The sequence below is a fragment of the Streptomyces sp. NPDC058650 genome (assembly GCF_042717315.1).
GTDB lineage: Bacteria > Actinomycetota > Actinomycetes > Streptomycetales > Streptomycetaceae > Streptomyces.
Genome location: NZ_JBHXRL010000027.1, coordinates 1 through 18,306, shown reverse-complemented (window position 1 = coordinate 18,306; position 18,306 = coordinate 1). Strand labels below are relative to the sequence as shown.

General features: G+C 73.0%; 16 protein-coding genes. 5 read left to right on the top strand and 11 right to left on the bottom strand.

Going from position 1 to position 18,306, the window contains the following annotated elements; translation table 11 throughout:
* Positions 1–17 precede the first annotated feature (17 nt).
* The 4 genes from ACFWWU_RS33210 to lipB all read right to left on the bottom strand — a co-directional run bounded on the left by ACFWWU_RS33210 (position 18) and on the right by lipB (position 3,163).
* The gene (locus tag ACFWWU_RS33210; RefSeq protein WP_384151483.1) at positions 18–722 is read right to left on the bottom strand and encodes a DUF4191 domain-containing protein; all 705 of its coding nucleotides are present in this window, start codon (positions 720–722) and stop codon (positions 18–20) included.
* 10 nt (positions 723–732) lie between these two features.
* A complete protein-coding gene (locus ACFWWU_RS33205; protein ID WP_267043227.1) occupies positions 733–948 on the bottom strand; it encodes a hypothetical protein in 216 nt (71 codons plus the stop codon).
* Between the two features lie 320 nt (positions 949–1,268).
* Positions 1,269–2,222 carry a lipoyl synthase gene (lipA, locus tag ACFWWU_RS33200; protein ID WP_384151480.1) on the bottom strand — a complete coding sequence of 318 codons (954 nt, stop codon included), beginning with the start codon at positions 2,220–2,222 and terminating at the stop codon, positions 1,269–1,271.
* A gap of 119 nt (positions 2,223–2,341) precedes the next feature.
* Complete coding sequence (gene lipB / locus ACFWWU_RS33195; protein ID WP_384151477.1) at positions 2,342–3,163, bottom strand: lipoyl(octanoyl) transferase LipB; 822 nt, start codon at positions 3,161–3,163, stop codon at positions 2,342–2,344.
* 358 nt (positions 3,164–3,521) lie between these two features.
* Here lipB and ACFWWU_RS33190 point away from each other — a divergent pair, with 358 nt between their 5' ends.
* Positions 3,522–5,126, top strand: a complete 1,605-nt coding sequence (locus ACFWWU_RS33190) for a regulator (RefSeq protein ID WP_384151474.1) — start codon at positions 3,522–3,524, stop codon at positions 5,124–5,126.
* A 47-nt stretch (positions 5,127–5,173) separates the two neighbouring features.
* Here the strand turns inward: ACFWWU_RS33190 and ACFWWU_RS33185 are convergent, their stop codons facing one another.
* Both ACFWWU_RS33185 and ACFWWU_RS33180 read right to left on the bottom strand, forming a co-directional pair.
* Positions 5,174–6,544, bottom strand: coding sequence for an NAD(P)/FAD-dependent oxidoreductase (locus ACFWWU_RS33185; protein ID WP_384151471.1), 1,371 nt, complete (start codon positions 6,542–6,544; stop codon positions 5,174–5,176).
* Between the two features lie 241 nt (positions 6,545–6,785).
* Positions 6,786–7,697, bottom strand: a complete 912-nt coding sequence (locus ACFWWU_RS33180; protein WP_384151468.1) for a TIGR01777 family oxidoreductase — start codon at positions 7,695–7,697, stop codon at positions 6,786–6,788.
* 46 nt (positions 7,698–7,743) lie between these two features.
* Here ACFWWU_RS33180 and ACFWWU_RS33175 point away from each other — a divergent pair, with 46 nt between their 5' ends.
* The gene (locus ACFWWU_RS33175) at positions 7,744–8,244 is read left to right on the top strand and encodes a GNAT family N-acetyltransferase (protein ID WP_384151465.1); all 501 of its coding nucleotides are present in this window, start codon (positions 7,744–7,746) and stop codon (positions 8,242–8,244) included.
* Positions 8,245–8,484: 240 nt separating this feature from the next.
* Here the strand turns inward: ACFWWU_RS33175 and ACFWWU_RS33170 are convergent, their stop codons facing one another.
* Positions 8,485–9,126, bottom strand: a complete 642-nt coding sequence (locus ACFWWU_RS33170) for a TetR/AcrR family transcriptional regulator (protein WP_384151462.1) — start codon at positions 9,124–9,126, stop codon at positions 8,485–8,487.
* A gap of 118 nt (positions 9,127–9,244) precedes the next feature.
* Here ACFWWU_RS33170 and ACFWWU_RS33165 point away from each other — a divergent pair, with 118 nt between their 5' ends.
* Positions 9,245–10,039, top strand: a complete 795-nt coding sequence (locus ACFWWU_RS33165) for an SDR family NAD(P)-dependent oxidoreductase (protein WP_384151459.1) — start codon at positions 9,245–9,247, stop codon at positions 10,037–10,039.
* A gap of 178 nt (positions 10,040–10,217) precedes the next feature.
* Here the strand turns inward: ACFWWU_RS33165 and ACFWWU_RS33160 are convergent, their stop codons facing one another.
* The gene (locus ACFWWU_RS33160; RefSeq protein WP_384151703.1) at positions 10,218–10,739 is read right to left on the bottom strand and encodes a DUF4240 domain-containing protein; all 522 of its coding nucleotides are present in this window, start codon (positions 10,737–10,739) and stop codon (positions 10,218–10,220) included.
* Positions 10,740–10,849: 110 nt separating this feature from the next.
* Between ACFWWU_RS33160 and ACFWWU_RS33155 the strand changes: the two genes are divergently transcribed.
* Positions 10,850–11,779: an SDR family oxidoreductase gene (locus ACFWWU_RS33155; RefSeq protein ID WP_384151456.1), complete on the top strand. Its 930-nt coding sequence runs from the start codon at positions 10,850–10,852 to the stop codon at positions 11,777–11,779.
* 96 nt (positions 11,780–11,875) lie between these two features.
* Here the strand turns inward: ACFWWU_RS33155 and ACFWWU_RS33150 are convergent, their stop codons facing one another.
* Entirely contained in the window at positions 11,876–12,847 is a 972-nt protein-coding gene (locus tag ACFWWU_RS33150; RefSeq protein ID WP_384151453.1) for a helix-turn-helix transcriptional regulator, read from the bottom strand.
* 70 nt (positions 12,848–12,917) lie between these two features.
* Between ACFWWU_RS33150 and ACFWWU_RS33145 the strand changes: the two genes are divergently transcribed.
* Positions 12,918–14,360, top strand: a complete 1,443-nt coding sequence (locus ACFWWU_RS33145) for a protein kinase (RefSeq protein ID WP_384151451.1) — start codon at positions 12,918–12,920, stop codon at positions 14,358–14,360.
* A gap of 111 nt (positions 14,361–14,471) precedes the next feature.
* On the opposite strand, the gene aceE is transcribed toward ACFWWU_RS33145, so the two are convergent.
* A complete protein-coding gene (gene aceE / locus ACFWWU_RS33140) occupies positions 14,472–17,216 on the bottom strand; it encodes a pyruvate dehydrogenase (acetyl-transferring), homodimeric type (RefSeq protein WP_384151448.1) in 2,745 nt (914 codons plus the stop codon).
* A gap of 309 nt (positions 17,217–17,525) precedes the next feature.
* Complete coding sequence (locus tag ACFWWU_RS33135) at positions 17,526–18,149, bottom strand: GntR family transcriptional regulator (RefSeq protein WP_024758969.1); 624 nt, start codon at positions 18,147–18,149, stop codon at positions 17,526–17,528.
* Positions 18,150–18,306: the final 157 nt, after the last annotated feature.

Genomic DNA, 18,306 nt, shown 5'->3' with positions numbered 1-18,306 from the left:
GTACTCGGTCGGGCGCGTCAGCGCATCTTTCCGCCGCGCGGCATCCGCATGCCCTTCGGCATCGGACCCTTCGGCAGCGGCATGTTGCTCATCAGGTCGCCCATCGCCCGCAGCCGGTCGTTGGCCGCGGTGACCTGCGGGCCGGTGAGCACGCGGGGCAGCTTGAGCATGGTCGTACGGAGCTTCTTGAGCGGCACCTGGCCCTCACCGTCGCCGACGGTGAGGTCGTGCACCGGCACGTCCACCACGACGCGGCTCATCCGCTTCTTCTCGGCCGCCAGCAGAGTCTTCACCCGGTTCGGGTTGCCCTCCGCCACCAGCACGATGCCCGCCCGGCCGACCGCGCGGTGCACGACGTCCTGGCTGCGGTTCATCGCGACCGCGGGGGTCGTCGTCCAGCCGCGCCCGACGTTCTGCAGCACCGCCGCCGCCGCGCCGGGCTGGCCCTCCATCTGCCCGAAGGCCGCGCGCTCGGCGCGCCGCCCGAACACGATGGCCGCCGCCAGGAGCGCCAGGACGAAGCCCAGGATGCCCAGGTAGACCGGATGACCGATGAGGAAGCCGATCGCGAGGAGGACACCGAGTACGACGATGCCCACGCCTGCGACGACAAGTCCGACCTTAGGGTCAGCCTTTCGGGTCATCTTGTACGTGAGGGCGATCTGCTTGAGCCGCCCCTGGTTCGCAGCGTCAGCGCTGCCCGTGTTTGCCTTCCTCGCCATGTCCTGAAGTTTACGTGGCCCGCGAGGCGCGGCCCGACGCGGCCTCCATCACATGCTGGGCCTCGACCCGGTCCTTGGCGTGGCGGCGGTCCTCCAGGACGGAGGTCCAGGCGTTGCGCCGGGCGGTGCGCTGCCCGGCGCCGAGCAGCAGGGCCTCCACGGCCTTCAGGGCGTCGGTGACGGACGGGATCGCGGTGACGCGGACGTGCGTCGATGCGGCCGGCATGTCGGGGTCCTCCCTCGATAGCGGATGAGACGAGGTGGGGGGATGTGAGCGGGTGGTGGCGGTGAGTGAATTCAAGCTCACAGATTGGTGTTACCAGGGCGTGACCCGGTGGTCAAACACTGATGAAACGTTGATACGGCCAAGTGCCGGAGGGCGGATACGCCGACGCGGCCCGTACGCCCCCGCTGAGCTGCGGGGGCGTACGGGCCGCGCCGGATCCGGCCACTACCGACCGGTAACTGCTTGTGCTCGGATTCACACAGCGATCGGACGGCCTGAGGGGCGTTGTCGACCGCACCGCGCTTCTCTGGTCTTCTGGCCTACGCGCCGGCCCGGCTGCGCTGCTCCATCGCCTGCTGGAACAGACGCCCGGCCCGGTACGAGGAGCGGACCAGCGGGCCCGACATCACGCCGGAGAAGCCGATCTCGTCGGCCTCCTCCTTCAGCTCCACGAACTCCTGCGGCTTCACCCAGCGCTCGACGGGGTGGTGCCGGACCGAGGGGCGCAGGTACTGCGTGATCGTGATGAGCTCGCAGCCCGCGTCGTGCAGCTGCTGGAGCGCCTCGCTGACCTCCTCGCGGGTCTCGCCCATGCCGAGGATCAGGTTGGACTTCGTGATGAGACCGTAGTCACGCGCCCGCGTGATGACGTCGAGCGAGCGCTCGTAACGGAAGCCCGGACGGATCCGCTTGAAGATCCGCGGCACCGTCTCCACGTTGTGCGCGAAGACCTCGGGGCGGGAGGCGAAGACCTCCTCCAGGAGCTCCGGCACCGCGTTGAAGTCGGGGGCGAGCAGCTCGACCTTCGTACGGCCGTCGGCGCGCTCCGCCGTCTGCTGGTGGATCTGGCGCACGGTCTCCGCGTACAGCCAGGCGCCGCCGTCCGCCAGGTCGTCGCGCGCGACGCCCGTGATCGTGGCGTAGTTCAGGTCCATCGTGACGACCGACTCGCCCACGCGGCGCGGCTCGTCACGGTCCAGCGCCTCGGGCTTGCCCGTGTCGATCTGGCAGAAGTCGCAGCGCCGGGTGCACTGGTCGCCGCCGATGAGGAAGGTCGCCTCGCGGTCCTCCCAGCACTCGAAGATGTTGGGACAGCCCGCCTCCTGGCAGACCGTGTGCAGGCCCTCGCTCTTCACGAGGCCCTGCATCTTCGTGTACTCGGGCCCCATCTTCGCGCGGGTCTTGATCCACTCGGGCTTGCGCTCGATGGGGGTCTGGGCGTTCCGGACCTCCAGGCGCAGCATCTTGCGTCCGTCGGGTGCGACTGCGGACACATCGGCTCCTGTAGCTTCGATTCTTCGGCGCACACCAGGGTACGCCCGTTGCTTCCCATGCCTTACCGTCTGGCCAACCTCTGGCCAGAGCACCGCATTCCTCGGACCTCGGCCCGCCTCTAGGCGGAGGCCGGCTCCGGTTCCGGCTCCGCCGGGCGGTCGATCTCGCGGGGCTTCGGCTCCGCCTGCTCCAGGACCTCCCGCAGATGGCGCTCCACGACCGGGAGCACCTCCTCGATCGTGAGGTCCCGGCCCAGTTCGTTGGCGAGCGAGGTCACGCCCGCGTCGCGGATGCCGCAGGGGATGATCCGGTCGAACCACGCGTTGTCCGGGTTCACGTTGAGGGCGAAGCCGTGCATGGTGACGCCCTTGGCGACCCGGATGCCGATGGCGGCGAGCTTGCGGTCCTCGCGGCGCTGGCCGGCGTTGGACGGCGCGTACTCGGGGCCGTTCAGCCGGGGGTCGAACTCCTCGTCGGTGAGCCGGGGGTCGAAGTCGAGGGAGAGCCCGCCGAAGGACGGCCGCTGTTCCACCGGGTCACCGAGGACCCAGACGCCGCTGCGGCCCTCGACCCGGCTCGTCTCCACACCGAACTCGGCGGCCGTACGGATCAGGGCGTCCTCCAGTCGGCGGACGTGCGCGACGACGTCCACCGGGCGGGGCAGCTTCAGGATCGGGTAGCCGACCAGCTGGCCGGGGCCGTGCCAGGTGATCTTGCCGCCGCGGTCCACGTCCACGACGGGCGTCCCGTCGAGCGGGCGCTCGTTCTCCGCCGTGCGCCGCCCGGCGGTGTAGACCGGCGGGTGCTCGAGGAGCAGACAGGTGTCGGCGGTCTCGTCGGCGAACCGTGCGGCGTGCACTTCGCGCTGCTTGTCCCAGGCCACCTGGTAGTCGACGGCATCAGCGCCGAATCCAAGGCGGACGAATCGCAGCTCACTCACGGCCATGCCTCCTCCTGGGTGCCGCGGCCGGGTTCCGGGGATCATCCCGGGCCGGCGAGGCACCATGCGTCATTCGCGCCCATGCCACTGTACGGCGGTGCCGTGGACACCTGTACGGGGGTGCCGGGGACGCGTGGAGACGCGCCCCCTGGTGGCGCCTCTACGGGCGGTGCCGGGGTGGCCCCTCCGTCAGGTGGACCGCGGCGGCTACGTCAGCGGTGCCGTCAATCCTCACACGATCGGATGAATGTGGGGCGAAGGCGGCGGTACGGGCCGTGGAGACCGCTAAATTCACGCCGATCCATGAGGGTCCGAACGGGCTGCACCTGGGCCCGGAAGGCAGGAGACCGCACAGCTGATGACGGAACGACCACCGCAGCGCATCCCGAACCGCCAGCTCGCCGCGCTCATCGCCGAAGCCGGGTTCTCCAATGCGGGCCTCGCCAGACGAGTGGACCAGCTCGGTCTGGAGCACGGCCTCGACCTGCGGTACGACAAGACCTCCGTGACCCGCTGGCTCCGCGGCCAGCAGCCGCGCGGCACCACCCCCGCCCTCATCGCCGAGGTCTTCACCCGGCGCCTGGGCCGCCGGCTCTCCGCGCAGGACCTCGGTCTCGACGCCTGCGCGCCGGTCTACGCGGGCCTGGAGTTCGCGGCGACCCCCGAGGAGGCCGTCGACATCGTCAGCGGGCTCTGGCGCAAGGACTCCGGCAGCCACGCCGAACTCCGCAAGATCGCCTTCACCCCGGCGGGACTCGTCGTCCCCAGCCGCGACTGGCTCATCGGCCGCGCCGACGAGCGGGTGGCCCGCGGCGAGCTCGCCGCCGGCCCGCCGTCCTCCCGGGCCCACGGCGGGCCCCCCGGAGACCCCCGCTCACCGCAGGGCCCCCGCTTCCCGCACGACCCCCGCTCCCCGCACGAATCCCGCTCCCCACACGAACCCAGGACCCCGCACGAACCCAGGACCCCGAACGACCCCCGGGTCTCCCACGACCCGCGCGTCCCCGCGCAGGGCCGCTTCTCCGTGCCCCGGCAGCGCGGTACGGACCGGGGGCCCGGCCAGCGGGTCTCCAGCGGCGACATCGCCGCCCTCCGCTCCGTCGGCGAGCTCTTCCGCACCCTCGACCACGCCTACGGCGGCGGCCACGCGCGCCAGGCCCTCGTCCGCTACCTGGAGCACGAGACCGAGCCGATGCTGCGCGGCACGTACGGCGAGGCCGTCGGCCGCCGCCTCTTCGCGGCCGCCGCCGACCTCACCCGGCTCGCCGGCTGGACCTCGTACGACATCGCCGCCCACGGCCTCGCCCAGCGCTACTTCGTCCAGGCGCTGCGCCTCGCCCAGGCCGCCGGGGACCGGGCCTACGGCTCGTACGTGCTCCTCACCATGAGCTGCCAGGCCGTCTACCTCGGCCACGGGCGGGAGGCCGTGCAGCTCGCCCGGGTCGCCCAGCAGGGCGTCGGACCCGCCGCACCGCCCGTCGTCCAGGCGATGCTGCACGCCATCGAGGCCCGCGGGCACGCGGTCCTCGGCGAGGCCCGGGTGTGCAGCGCCTCCCTGGTCCGGGCCGAGCGGGCCCTCGAAGCGGCCCGGCCGGGCGACGAGGTGCCCTACTGGGCCAGGATGTTCGACGAGGCCCAGCTCGCCGACGAGCTCGGGCACTGCCACCGCGACCTCCAGCAGTACCGGCCCGCCGCCCAGCACGCCGAGCGCGCCCTCCAGCTGCGCGCGCCCGGCTTCGCCCGCAGCCGGCTCTTCTGCCGGGTCGTCCTCGCCACCTCGCGCCTCGCCCTCGGCGAACTCGACCAGGCCTGCGCGCTGGGCGCGGAGGCCGCCCAGCAGGCCTCCGAGATGCGGTCGGCGCGCGCCGTCGAGTACGTACGCGACTTCGAGCGCCGCCTGGAGCCGTACCGCGACGCCGCGGCCGCCCGCACCTACCGCGACCGCGTCGCCGCCATCGGCTGAGCCTCAGGGGGTCCGGCGGATCAGCGTCGGACAGGTCCCAGGGCCCGTCACGCCGCCTCCTCCGCGGCCTCGTCCTCCTCCTTCGGGAGCCGGACACCGAGGTCGCCGAGGAGCGCACGGGCCGCGCGCGCCCCCGAGGCGAGAGCGCCGTGCGCGGTGCCCGCGTCCCGGTGGTCGCCGCACACGTACAGGCCCGCGAGCAGCCGGACCGGGCGGCGGGCGTCGTGCGGCGGCGGCATCGCCGGCACGGCCTCCGCCGTGTGACGCAGGGCGAGCAGCTCCCACTCGTCGGTCGACGTGCCGTACAGCGTGGCGAGGTGCTTGCGGACCCGCCGCTCCGTGTCGTCCGGCGGCGCCCCGAGCACCGTCGAGGTGATCAGGGCCCGGCCCTCCGGGGCACGGGCCGGGTCGACCGCGCTCATCACGGCCGTGTGGGCCACCGGCCCGCCCGGGTCGGACTCCAGGAGCAGCGTCGGGTCCCCGGTGGGCGCCACGGGCGCCGTGTGGTGGAGGACCGTCACCGCGTGGAAGGCGGGCGCCCGCAGGCCGGGCAGCAGTTCGGCCGCCGTCCGCGCCCCCGTCGCGAGCAGCACCGAACGGCAGCCGAAGACCCCGTGCCCGGCGGTCGTGACCCGGGAGACGGAGGCCTCCGTGACCCGGACGCCGGTACGGACCGTGCCGGGCGGCAGCGCGGCGGCGAGCCGCTCCGGAAGCGCCGCCGAACCGCCCTCCGGCACGGCGAGCCGGCCCCGGGCGAAGGCGCGCAGCGCCAGGTCCGCCCGGCGGCTCGACATGCCGAGGTCCGGGTCGCCGAGGAGCGCCGCGAGCAGCGGCCGCAGCACGCCCTGCACGGTCCGGGCGGGCAGCCGGGCGGTCAGCGCCTCGCGCGCGGTCCGTTCGGGGCGGGTGAGCAGCCGCTGCGACGGGGTCGCGGCGAGCCGGACCAGGGACGCGCCGAGCCGCGCCTGGTCGAGCGAGGCCGCCGGACGCCGGGGGGCGCTCGCGAGGGCGCGCGCCATGCTGAACGCTCCCCCCACGCTCCGGTGACCCCCGACGCGGTGCGCGCCGGCCGCCCGGCGCGGGTGCGGGGCGCCCCATCGCGCGTACCGGCCGTCGCTGTGCACGAGCGCCCCCGGGGCGAAGGGGCGCAGCACGAGGCCGTCGAGCCCCGGTACGGCCCGCAGCTCCTCGGGGGACAGGGTGAGCAGGGGTCCCACCCGGTCGAGCAGGAAGCCGTCGACGGAGTCGGTGGTCATCCGGCCGCCGACCCGCGGCTCCGCCTCCAGGACGGCGACGGAGAGCCCGGCGCCGGTCAGCCGGTGGGCGGCCGCGAGCCCCGCGATCCCGGCCCCCACGATGACGACGTCGACGGTCTCCACGACGTCCGTTCGCTGTGCGGTACTTGAGCTGCTGAGCACGTGCCCCTCCCCAGGATCGGCGCGGCTGGTGGGAGGCTCATGCCCCCAACAGTGGGAGGCCTATGCCCCCAACAAGCCCCCGGAATGCCCGAGTTCGCCACGATCCTAGGCAGCGCTCCCACGGAAGTCGGCCCGCGCGCACCGGTGCGCGCGCAGCACGGGGGAGCGCAAGGGGAGGCAGGAGAGGGGCAGGGAAGGGGCAAGGGGCGGGTCGAGGGGGAGCAGGGGGACGTGAGGACGTTCAGCGGGCGGCGGCGCGGATCGCGTCGTCGATCGTCGGGAAGGCGAAGTCGAAGCCGGACTCCAACAGCCGCCCCGGCAGCACCCGCTGACTGCCCAGCACGTCCTGGGCGAAGTCCCCGAGCGCCAGCTTCAGGGCGGGCGCGGGCACCGTGCACAGCGTGGGCCGCCGCAGGATCCGGCCCATCGCGGCCGTCACCTCCCGGTTGGTGACCGGCTCGGGGGCCGTCAGGTTCACCGGCCCGGCGAGGGACGGGGTGTCGACCAGGTGGCGCAGGGCGGCCACCTCGTCGTGGAGGGAGATGTGCGACCAGTACTGGCGGCCGTCGCCCATCCGCCCGCCGATCCCGGCGCGGAAGATCGGGAAGAGCCGTCCCCAGGCCCCGCCCTCGCGAGCCACGACCAGTCCGGTACGGGCGTAGGCGACGCGGATGCCGGCCTCCTCGGCCGGAGCCGCGGCGGCCTCCCACTCCACGCACACCGAGGGCAGGAAGCCCGTCCCGGCGGGCGCGCTCTCGTCGACCGCGCGGCTACCGGTGTCCCCGTACCAGCCGAGCGCCGTGCCGCACACCAGGACCTCCGGCGGCTCCGCGAGCGAGGCCAGCGCCTGGGCGATCGCCGTCGTGCCGAGGACGCGGCTGTCGCGGATCTCCCGCTTGTACGCCTCGGTCCAGCGGCGTTCGCCGACGCCGGCGCCCGCCAGGTGCACGACGGCGTCCACTCCGACGAGTGCGGCGGCGTCCACGTACAGCCGCTTCGGGTCCCACTCGACCTCGTCGGCGGTCGCGGCGGGCCGCCTGACGAGGCGGAGGACGTCGTGGCCGTCGGCGCGCAGGGAGCGGACGAGGGCCTTGCCGATGAGTCCGGAGGCGCCGGTGACGGCGACGCGCTTGCGGGTGGCGGAACGCTGCATGGGCCCATCCTGCCCTCCCGGTCCCGCGCATGGCACAGTGGTCGTCATGATCGTGCCGGAGACGCTGATACGTATCGCCGAATCCGGGGACGAGGACGTCCTCGCCGTGCTCGACCGGGCCGCCTGGTCGCCTCTGCACGCGGTGCTGCCCGCCCCCACGGAGCCGTACGAGCCCTTCTTCGACGCCCGCCACCGGCCCGAGGACTACCTCGTCGCGGAGGTCGCCGGCGAGGTCGTCGGCTACATCCGGCTCGGCCTGCCGACCCCGCTCGCCGCCAACGCGCACGTGCGCCAGATCCAGGGCCTCGTGGTCGCCGAGTCCGCCCGCGGCCGGGGCGTGGCGCGGGCCCTGCTGCGGGCGGCCGTGGAGCGGGCCCGAGCGGAGGGCGCCCGCCGGATCACCCTGCGGGTCCTCGGACACAACGCGCCGGCCCGCGCGCTCTACGCCTCCGAGGGCTTCGCGGTGGAGGGCGTCCTGCCGGGCGAGCTCCTGATCGACGGGGAGTACGTGGACGACGTACTGATGGGCCGCGCGCTACTCGCCTGAGCCGCCCACGGCAACGAGCCGCGCACGCCGACGAGCCGTCCACGCCGACGAGCCGCCCCTGGCGACGGGCCGCCCATCGCGCGAGCCGTCGATGCCGACGTGCCGTCCACTGAGCGAGCCTCCACGGCAACGAGCCGCCCCTGGCGACGGGCCCCCCATAGAGCGAGCCGTCGATGCCGACGAGCCGTCCACTGAGCGAGCCGTCCACGCCGGCGAGCCGTCCCTCGCGCGAGCCGTCGATCAGTCGGCGGTCGCGTCCCCGAGGAGCCGCATCCCGCCCATCAGTTCGCGCAGGCAGCGGACCGCGAGGGCGGCCGGGGAGCCCTCGCCGCGCACCGGCGCGTCCGACTCCGCCCAGGCCTCCAGGGCGATCCGGATGGCGTCCGTGGCCGCCGCCGCCGCGAGCCGGATCTCCAGCGGGTCGGCCGCCGGGCCCGCGAGCCCGGCCAGGACCTCGCGCAGCTTCTCCTCGGACTCCTGGTTGACCCGGTACCAGACGGCCCGCAGGGCCGGGTCCTCGGCGGCCGCCCGCAGGAGCCCGCGGGTCCAGAGGAGCCCCTCGGCCGCCTCCGCGTCCGCCGCTGCCAGCGACGCGGCGATCGAGCGTTCCAGTGCCTCGGGGAGGCGGGCCCCCGGGCCGGCCGCCGCGAGCTGCTCGCGCCAGCGGTCCGCGCCGCCCGCGAGGAGCGGGGCCACGGCGTCCTGCTTGGAGCGGAAGTACCGGTAGAAGGTGCGCAGGGCGACCCCGGCCCGCTGGGCGATGTCCTCGGCCGTGGTGCCGTCGGGTCCGCGCTCGGTGAAGAGCTCGGCGGCGGCGCGGGCGATGTCCAGCTGGGTCGCGGCCTTGCGGCGTTCCGTCAGGGAGGGGGGCTTGGTGCTCACCGTACGAAGCGTACGCCCGGAACCACCCGAATTGCATGACGTGCAGTTATGGCAAAACGTGCCACTTAGGCGTACGGTGGCGGCTTCCACGGAAGCTTGACATCGAGAGGTTGCCGCCATGAACCAGCTGACCCGTTACGAAGGACGCCGCGCCCTCATCACCGGCGGTGGCTCCGGCATCGGCCAGGCCACCGTGCTCCGCGTGCTCGCCGAGGGCGGCCGGGTCGTCGCCGCCGACATCAGCGAGGACGGCCTCAAGGACACCGTCGCCAAGGCCGGCGACGCCGCCGACCGCCTCACCACCGTCGTCGTGAACGTCGCCGACGAGGCCTCCGTACGGGCCGGCGTCGCCACCGCCGTCGAGGCGCTCGGCGGCCTGGACGTCCTGGTCAACGCGGCCGGCATCCTGCGCTCCTCGCACACCCACGAGACGAGCCTCGACTCGTTCGAGCAGGTCATACGGATCAACCTCACCGGCACCTTCCTCGTGATCCGCGAGTCGATCCCGGCCCTCCTGGAGGGCAACGGCTCCGCCGTCGTGAACTTCTCCTCCACCTCCGCGATGTTCGCCCACCCCTACATGGCGGCCTACGCGGCCAGCAAGGGCGGCATTCAGTCCATGACCCACGCGCTCGCCGCCGAGTACGCCAAGCAGGGCATCCGCTTCACCGCCGTCCAGCCCGGCTCCATCTCCTCCGGCATGACCGACGGCACCGGCGCCAGCCGCCAGAGCGTCGGCCCCGGCCTCCCCGAGGACGCCGACTTCTCCCTCTTCATGAAGCTCGCGCCCGCCCTCGGCCAGGGCTTCGCCGGCCCCGAGACCGTCGCCGGCGTCGTCGCGATGCTCGCGAGCGAGGACGGCCGGTTCATCACCGGCACCGAGGTCCGCATCGACGGCGGAACGCACTTCTGACGAGCGCCCGGGACGTGTTCGGCGGCCCTACGGCATCACCGGCGCCTCCTCCGGCAGCGGCGCCGGGCCGACCCGGCTCGCCGCGCGACCGGGCATCGCACCACGAGATGTACGGACCCGGGGCGGGACGGCCCCCGGGTCCGTACCTCCGTCGTCCCGTCCGTACCTCCGGCGTCTCCTACGTGGCGCCGAAACGCTCCCACAGTCGGGGGAAGCGGGCCGCGAGCACGTCGTCGTCCTCCAGGTCGAAGGGCGTGCCCAGCGGCTCCCCGCCCGGCACCGGAATGCCCAGGTCCGGGGTCTCGGCGCCGGTCAGCTGCTCGTACGCTTCGTCCGCCGCGAAGCCGATCTCCTCGCCGTCCCCGTCGATCTCCACGTCGAAGTCGTCGAGCAGCTCCGCCAGCGCGTCCGGATCGTGCACCGCCCCCTCGAAGACCTCCCGGCCCTGGCCGATGAGCCAGCAGCGGAAGGCGTCGAAGGTCTCGTCGCCCGCCCCGTCGAAGAGCACGGCCGCAGCGCCCCACAGATCCCAGAGGTACGCGCGGTTGTAGCGGGCCTCGAAATGGCGGGCGTAGTCGAGCACGGAGTCGGGATCCAGCCGGGTCAGCCGTTCCACGAGCAGATCGGCCTGCTCCTCGGGGTCGCCCTCGGCGGCCTCGCGGGTGTTGTCGATGATCTCCCAGAACTCCGTCTCGTCCATCACGGGACCAGCATCCTGTCTCGGCGAGCGCGACGCACCCGGAATGCCCGAAGAACTCCGGAAATGAATCCGGACAGAAGATGTCGTACTTTCCTGCCAGTCTGGTGCTCATGACGACAGAGACACACGAGAAGAAGCCGCTGCACGGACGCGTCTGCCTGGTCGCGGGCGCCACCCGGGGCGCCGGACGGGGCATCGCCGTCGCGCTGGGGGCCGCCGGAGCCACGGTGTACGTCACCGGGCGCACCACCCGCGAGAAGCTCAGCGAGGTCGGCCGGGCCACCGAGACCATCGAGGAGACCGCCGAACTGGTGACGGCCGCCGGCGGCGAGGGCATCGCCGTGCCGACCGACCATCTGGAGCAGGACCAGGTCCGGGCCCTCGTCGACCGGATCGACCGGGAACGGGGACGGCTCGACGTCCTCGTCAACGACGTGTGGGGCGGCGAGCACCTCCTCGTCTTCGGGAAGAAGACCTGGGAGAACGACCTCGACGGCGGCCTCAGGATGCTCGAACTCGGCGTCCGTACGCACGTCATCACCTCGCACACGGCCCTGCCGCTGCTCATCCGGAACCCCGGCGGACTCGTCGTCGAGGTCACCGACGGCACCACCGAGTACAACGGCACCCGCTTCCGCGAGAACCTCTTCTACGACCTCGCCAAGAACGCCCCCCTCCGGATGGCCTTCGGCCTCGGCAAGGAGCTGGAGGAACACGGCGCCACGGCGGTCGCCCTCACCCCCGGCTGGCTCAGGTCCGAGCAGATGCTCGCGGCCTTCGGCGTCACCGAGGAGAACTGGCGCGACGCCGTCGAGAAGATCCCCGGATTCGCCGTCGCCGAGTCCCCGGCGTACGTCGGCAGGGCCGTCGCCGCCCTCGCCGCCGACGCCGACCGGCACCGCTGGAACGGCCGGTCGCTCTCCAGTGGCCGGCTGGCGAAGGAGTACGGCTTCACCGACACCGACGGCTCGCGGCCGGACGCCTGGGGCTTCATGCTCGCGGACGAGACGGGCGACCCGGACGTGAACGACTTCAGGTAGAGCAACGCCGAGAGCCAGAGCAACGCCTGCCGGTACGGCAACGCGCCGGTACGGCAGCGCCTGCAAGTACGGCAGCGCCTGCAAGTACGGCAACCCCTACCGGTACAGCTCCGTCAGGCCCCGGGCCGTCTCCCGGAAGCGGGTGCGGAAGGAGGCCGGGGCCAGTGCCTCGACGTCCGCGCCCAGGCCGAGCAACTGGGAGAAGGCGACCTCCTCGCTCTCGACCCGCAGCGTCACGGTCGTCCGGCCGGGGGTCTCCTCGTCCCGCTCCCCGGCCGCGAGGGCTTCCTCGGCGGCCGCGCGGTCCGTGACGTACGGCAGCCGCCGCGCGCCCGCCTCCGAGAGCCGCAGGACGACCTCCGCGCGCAGCAGGGAGCGGGCGAACTCCGCCGCCCGCTCCTCCCAGAACGACGAGAGGTCGAACTCCTCGTCCCGGACGAACCGCCCCTCGCCCACGGCGACCGCCGTGAACCGGTCCACGCGGTACGTGCGGAAGGAGGCGTCCGCCCGTGCGCACACGTACCAGACACCGGCCTTCAGGACGAGGCCGTACGGGCACAGCTCCCGCTCCACCTCCTCGCCGTCCCCGCGCAGATAGCGGGCGGAGAGCAGGCGGTCGTCCCAGACCGCCTCCGCGATCGGGGCGAGCAGCTCCGGGGTCTCCGGCTCCTGGTACCAGCCGGGGGCGTCCAGATGGAAGCGCCGGCCCACCGCGTCGGGGGCGTCCCGCAGCGAGGGCAGCAGCGCCGCCGACACCTTCAGCCGGGCCGCCGAGGCCGCGTCCGCGAGCCCCAGATCGCGCAGCGCGCCCGGCAGCCCGGACAGGAACAGCGCCTCCGCCTCACCGCGCGCGAGCCCCGTGAGCCGCGTCCGGTAGCCGCCGATCAGCCGGTAGCCACCCGCGCGGCCCCGGTCCGCGTACACCGGAACCCCCGCCTCGGCGAGGGCGAGCGCGTCCCGGGTGATGGTCCGCTCCGACACCTCCAGCTCCGCGGCCAGTTCGGCCGCCGTCATCGACGGACGGGACTGGAGCAGCAGGACCAACTTGATGAGACGGGCGGCACGCATGCGTCCACCCTGCCATCCATACTGTGGCCTTGGGGGCGCGGAGCCTGAGGGGACCATCGGGGAGGGCACGATGCGGGGGACGGTGCTGGACGGGCGGTACGAGCTGGAGACCCGGCTCGGCCGCGGCGGTATGGGGCAGGTGTGGAGCGCCCTCGACCGGCGGATGCAGCGGGACGTGGCGGTCAAACTCGTCACCGCGCTCCCGGACATGGGCGAGGAGGAGACCTTCCTGCGCTTCCGCCGGGAGATCCGCTCGGCGGCGAGCCTGCCCGGCCGCCACACGGTCGTCGCGCACGACTGCGGCGCGACCGAGATCGACGGCGAACGGGCGCTGTACCTGGTCATGGAGCGGCTGACCGGCCACACCCTCACCCGGGCCGTCCAGGCGGAACGGCCGCACTGGCGCGTCGTCGTCGACTGGGCCCGGCAGCTCGCCACCGCCCTCGACGCGGCGCACTCCCGCCGGATCGTCCACCGGGACATCAAGCCGGACAACGTGATGTTCGCGGCGGACGGCGACCTCAGGATCCTCGACTTCGGCATCGCCAAGTTCCTCGGGGACACCCTCAGGACCGGCGGGCTCACCGGCACCGGCGTCGCCATCGGCACGCTCCTCTACATGTCGCCGGAGCAGGCGCTCGGCGAGCGGACGGTCGACCACCGCACCGACCTCTACTCCCTGGGCTGCGTCCTCTACTTCGCCCTGACCGGCCGCGCGCCCTTCGCCGCCGACAACATGCTCGGCCTGATCAACCAGAAGCTGCACGGCACGGAGGTCCCGCCGCACCACCACGCGCCCGGGATCCCGGCCGGGCTGAGCGCGCTCGTCATGGACCTGCTCGCCCGCCGCCCGGCCGACCGGCCGGAGTCGGCCGCGACCGTCCTCGCCCGGGTCGGGGAGCTCGCCGCCCCCGCCCCCGTCGACCTCGGCACGCACGTGGACGACGAGCGCGCCCGCATCCTCGCCGAGGCCCACCGGGACGCCCAGGCCAAGCGCGCGGCGGCGGACGCCCTCTTCGAGGAGACCCGCGCCATGGCGGCGAAGGCCGCCTCGGACTTCGAGACCCACCTGAAGAAGCGGCGCGAGCAGGCGGAGACGGACCTGGCCACGCGTCAGGCGAAGGCCGAGACGCGCCTCGGGGAGATCGAGCACCGCGCGGAGCAGCTCCGCGTGGAGGCGGGGAAACTGCGTACGGACGCCGAACGCCGGGCCCGGACCGTCGTGGACGACGCGCACGCGGAGGCGGACGCGCTCCTTGAAGCGGCTCGTACGAGGGTGGCGGGCACGGTGGCCGAGCTCGTGGGCCTCCGCTCGTCGATCGGCGCGATCCTGGCCGACAGCAAGTACCAGCCGTTCGGCCCTCTGGCCGAACAGCGCGCGAGCATCATCCGCGAGCTCGAAGCCATCCACCGCACCCTGTCCGCCGTACCGGAACCGGCCTCCCGTGCGTCCTTCGACGACTGGCCCGACGTCGGGCCCGCGCCGGGCACCCCCGGATTCGCCCAGGCCTGAACCGACAGGAACCCGGGAACGGCCGAGGGGCCGCCCCCGTACCGAAGTACGGACGCGGCCCCTCGGACCGATCACGCCGGACGACAACCGGCCGGACGACAACCGGCCGGACTACAGGCCGTAGCGCTCGCGCGCTTCCTTCACGGCCGTCGCCTGGACCTCGCCGCGCCGCGCCAGCTGCGCGAGCGCCGCGACGACGATCGACTGGGCGTCGACGCCGAAGTGGCGGCGGGCCGCCTCGCGGGTGTCCGAGAGGCCGAAGCCGTCGGCGCCCAGCGAGGACCAGTCCTGCTCGACCCACTGCGCGATCTGGTCCGGGACCTGGCGCATGTAGTCGGAGACCGCGAGGACCGGGGAGGTGACGCCCTCCAGGGCCTTGCGGACGTACGGCACCTGCTCCTCGCCGCGCAGCAGCGCCGCGTCGGCCTCCAGGGCGTCGCGCCGCAGCTCCGTCCAGGAGGTCGCGGACCACACGTCGGCGGCCACGCCCCACTCGGCGGCGAGCAGCTTCTGCGCCTCAAGGGCCCAGTGGATCGCCGTGCCGGAGGAGAGGAGCTGGATGCGCGGGGCGATGGGGGCATCTCCCTGCTCGAGCGAGGCCGAGAGCTTGGGGGAGGGCAGGTCGAGACCGGCCGACTCCGCGGTGTTGAAGCGGTAGAGGCCCTTGACGATGCCCTCGTCGATACCGGACGGCTTGGCCGGCTGCGGCATCGGCTCGTTGTAGACCGTCAGGTAGTAGAAGACGTTCTGGTCCTCGCCCTCGGCGGCCTCGCCGTACATCCGGCGCAGACCCTCCTTGACGATGACCGCGACCTCGTAGGCGAACGCCGGGTCGTACGTCAGCGCCGCCGGGTTGGTGGCCGCGATCACCGGCGAGTGGCCGTCGGCGTGCTGGAGGCCCTCACCGGTCAGGGTGGTACGGCCGGCGGTCGCGCCGACGAGGAAGCCGCGGCCGAGCTGGTCGCCGAGCTGCCACATCTGGTCGGCGGTCCGCTGCCAGCCGAACATCGAGTAGAAGATGTAGAACGGGATCATCGCTTCGCCGTGCGTGGAGTACGCGGTGGACGCGGCGATGAAGTCGGCCATCGAACCGGCCTCGGTGATCCCCTCGTTGAGGATCTGGCCGTTCACGGCCTCCTTGTAGTACATCAGCTGGTCGCGGTCGACCGGCTCGTACGTCTGCCCCTTCGGCGAGTAGATGCCGAGCGACGGGAACAGCGACTCCATACCGAAGGTACGGGCCTCGTCCGGGACGATCGGGACCCAGCGCTTGCCGGTCTCCTTGTCGCGGATCAGGTCCTTGATGAGCCGGACGAACGCCATCGTCGTCGCCATCGACTGCGAGCCGGAGCCCTTGTCGAAGGCGGCGAAGGCCTTGTCGGCCGGGGCCGGCAGCGGGGCCAGCGCGTGGGTGCGGCGGGCCGGGGCCGGGCCGCCGAGGGCCGCGCGGCGCTCCTGGAGGTAGCGGACCTCGGGGGAGTCGGCGCCGGGGTGGCCGTAGGGCACCTGGCCGTCGACGAACTGCGCGTCCGAGATGGGCAGCTCAAGAAGGTCACGCATGTTCTTGAACTCGTCGGTCGTCAGCTTCTTCATCTGGTGGTTCGCGTTCTTCGACGCGAAGCCCTCACCGAGGGTGAAGCCCTTGACGGTCTGCGCGAGGATGACCGTCGGCGCGCCCTTGAACTCCAAGGCGGCCTTGTACGCGGCGTACACCTTGCGCGGCTCGTGGCCACCGCGGGAGAGGTGGAAACACTCCAGGATCTTGTCGTCGCTCAGCAGCTGCGCCATCGCGACGAGCGCCGGGTCCTTGCCGAAGAAGTCCTGGCGGATGTAGGCGGCGTCGCGGGTCTGGTACGTCTGGACCTGCGCGTCCGGCACCTCGCGGAGGCGGCGGACGAGGGCGCCGGTGGTGTCGAGCGCGAACAGCTCGTCCCAGGCGTTGCCCCACAGCGACTTCACGACGTTCCAGCCGGCGCCGCGGAACTGGGCCTCCAGCTCCTGCACGATCTTGAAGTTCGCGCGGACCGGGCCGTCGAGGCGCTGGAGGTTGCAGTTGATGACGAAGGTCAGGTTGTCCAGACCCTCGCGGGCGGCGAGCGCGAGGGCTGCCGTCGACTCGGGCTCGTCCATCTCGCCGTCGCCGAGGAAGGCCCACACGTGGGAGGCGGAGACGTCCTTGATGGAACGGTTCGTCAGGTAGCGGTTGAAGCGTGCCTGGTAGATCGCGGAGAGCGGGCCGAGACCCATGGAGACGGTGGGGAACTCCCACAGCCAGGGCAGCCGGCGCGGGTGCGGGTAGGAGGGCAGGCCGTTGCCGCCGGACTCCTGCCGGAAGTTGTCGAGCTGGGCCTCGTCGAGGCGCCCGTCGAGGAAGGCGCGGGCGTAGATGCCGGGGGAGGCGTGGCCCTGGATGTAGAGCTGGTCGCCGGAACCGTCGGCTTCCTTGCCCTGGAAGAAGTGGTTGAAGCCGGTCTCGTAGAGCCAGGCCGCCGAGGCGAAGGTGGCGATGTGGCCGCCGACGCCGTACTTGGAGCCGCGGGTGACCATCGCGGCCGCGTTCCAGCGGTTCCAGGCGGTGATCTTCCGCTCCATCTCCTCGTCGCCGCCGAACTCACCGATCGACGGCTCGGCGGAGGTGGGGATGGTGTTGACGTAGTCCGTCTCCAGCAGCTTGGGCAGGGCGAGGCCCGCGCCCTCGGCGTGCTGAAGCGTGCGGCGCATCAGGTAGGCGGCCCGGTGGGGGCCGGCGGCCTTGGTGACGGCGTCCAGGGAAGCCGCCCATTCGGCGGTCTCCTCGGTGTCACGGTCCGGGAGCTGGTCGAGCTCGCTCGGAATCTTGCCTACGGGATCGGTCATGATCGCCGCCTTCCGGACAGGTGGGGTGGAGATGGGGGCCATGTCTGGCAGGACAGGGCGAAGGGCCGGGTTATGGCCCGCCGAAGACTGTAAGCCAGCGATCGATGATCGATCAAAGGGTTGAAGGGGAAAACCTCTTCAGATCGAGAAAGTCGGCACAGGGTGCCGCGCCAGAGGGCACCGGGTGCCTCGAATTTGCCTTGTTTTCGCCTTGTTCTCGCAGGTGGGAGCCGCTGTCTGAGAGGGTGCCCGCACGAATGAGCGGGTCCACCCAGGGGTGGACCCGCTCACTGTGCGTCAAGGCGGGGGTCAGGCTCGGGGCGCGCAGCCCAGGACGTGGGCCTTCACGAGCGCCCCGATGTTCGGGTCGCCCCGGCGGAAGGCCTCCACCAGCTCCTGGTGCTCCTCCGCGTACGACTTCTGGACCGTGCCCAGCCAGCGGATCGACAGGGCCGTGAAGACCTCGATGCCGAGCGTCTCCCAGGTGTGCAGCAGCACCGCGTTCCCGGCGGCCTTCACCAGCTCCCGGTGGAAGGCCACCGTGTGCCGCACCTGCGCCGTCCCGTCGGCGGTCGCGTCCGCCTCGTACAGCGCCGCCACGTGCGGCTCCAGGGCCGAGCAGTCCGTCGCGAGCCGCCCGGCGGCCAGCTCGGCCGCGATCTGCTCCAGACCGGCCCGTACGGGGTAGCTCTCCTCCAGATCGGCCGCGGTGAGGTTGCGGACCCGGACGCCCTTGTTGGGGGCCGATTCGATCAAGCGCAGCGACTCCAGCTCGCGCAGGGCCTCGCGGACCGGGGTCTGGCTGACCTCCAGCTCCGTCGCGATCCGGCGCTCCACGATGCGCTCTCCCGGCTTCCAGCGGCCGCTGACGATCCCCTCCACGATGTGCTCGCGGATCTGTTCGCGCAGCGAGTGGACGACGGGGACGGTCATGAAGGCTCCTCGGGGAGTGTTGACCCTTAGACAATACGGCGGCGGGGCCCCCCCCCCCCCCCCCGGGGGGGGGGGGGCCCCGCGGGGGGGGGGGTGAGTTTGCACGCCGGGGGGCCGGCCCCACGAGGGCAACCGGGCCCCCAACGGGGCGGGAGAA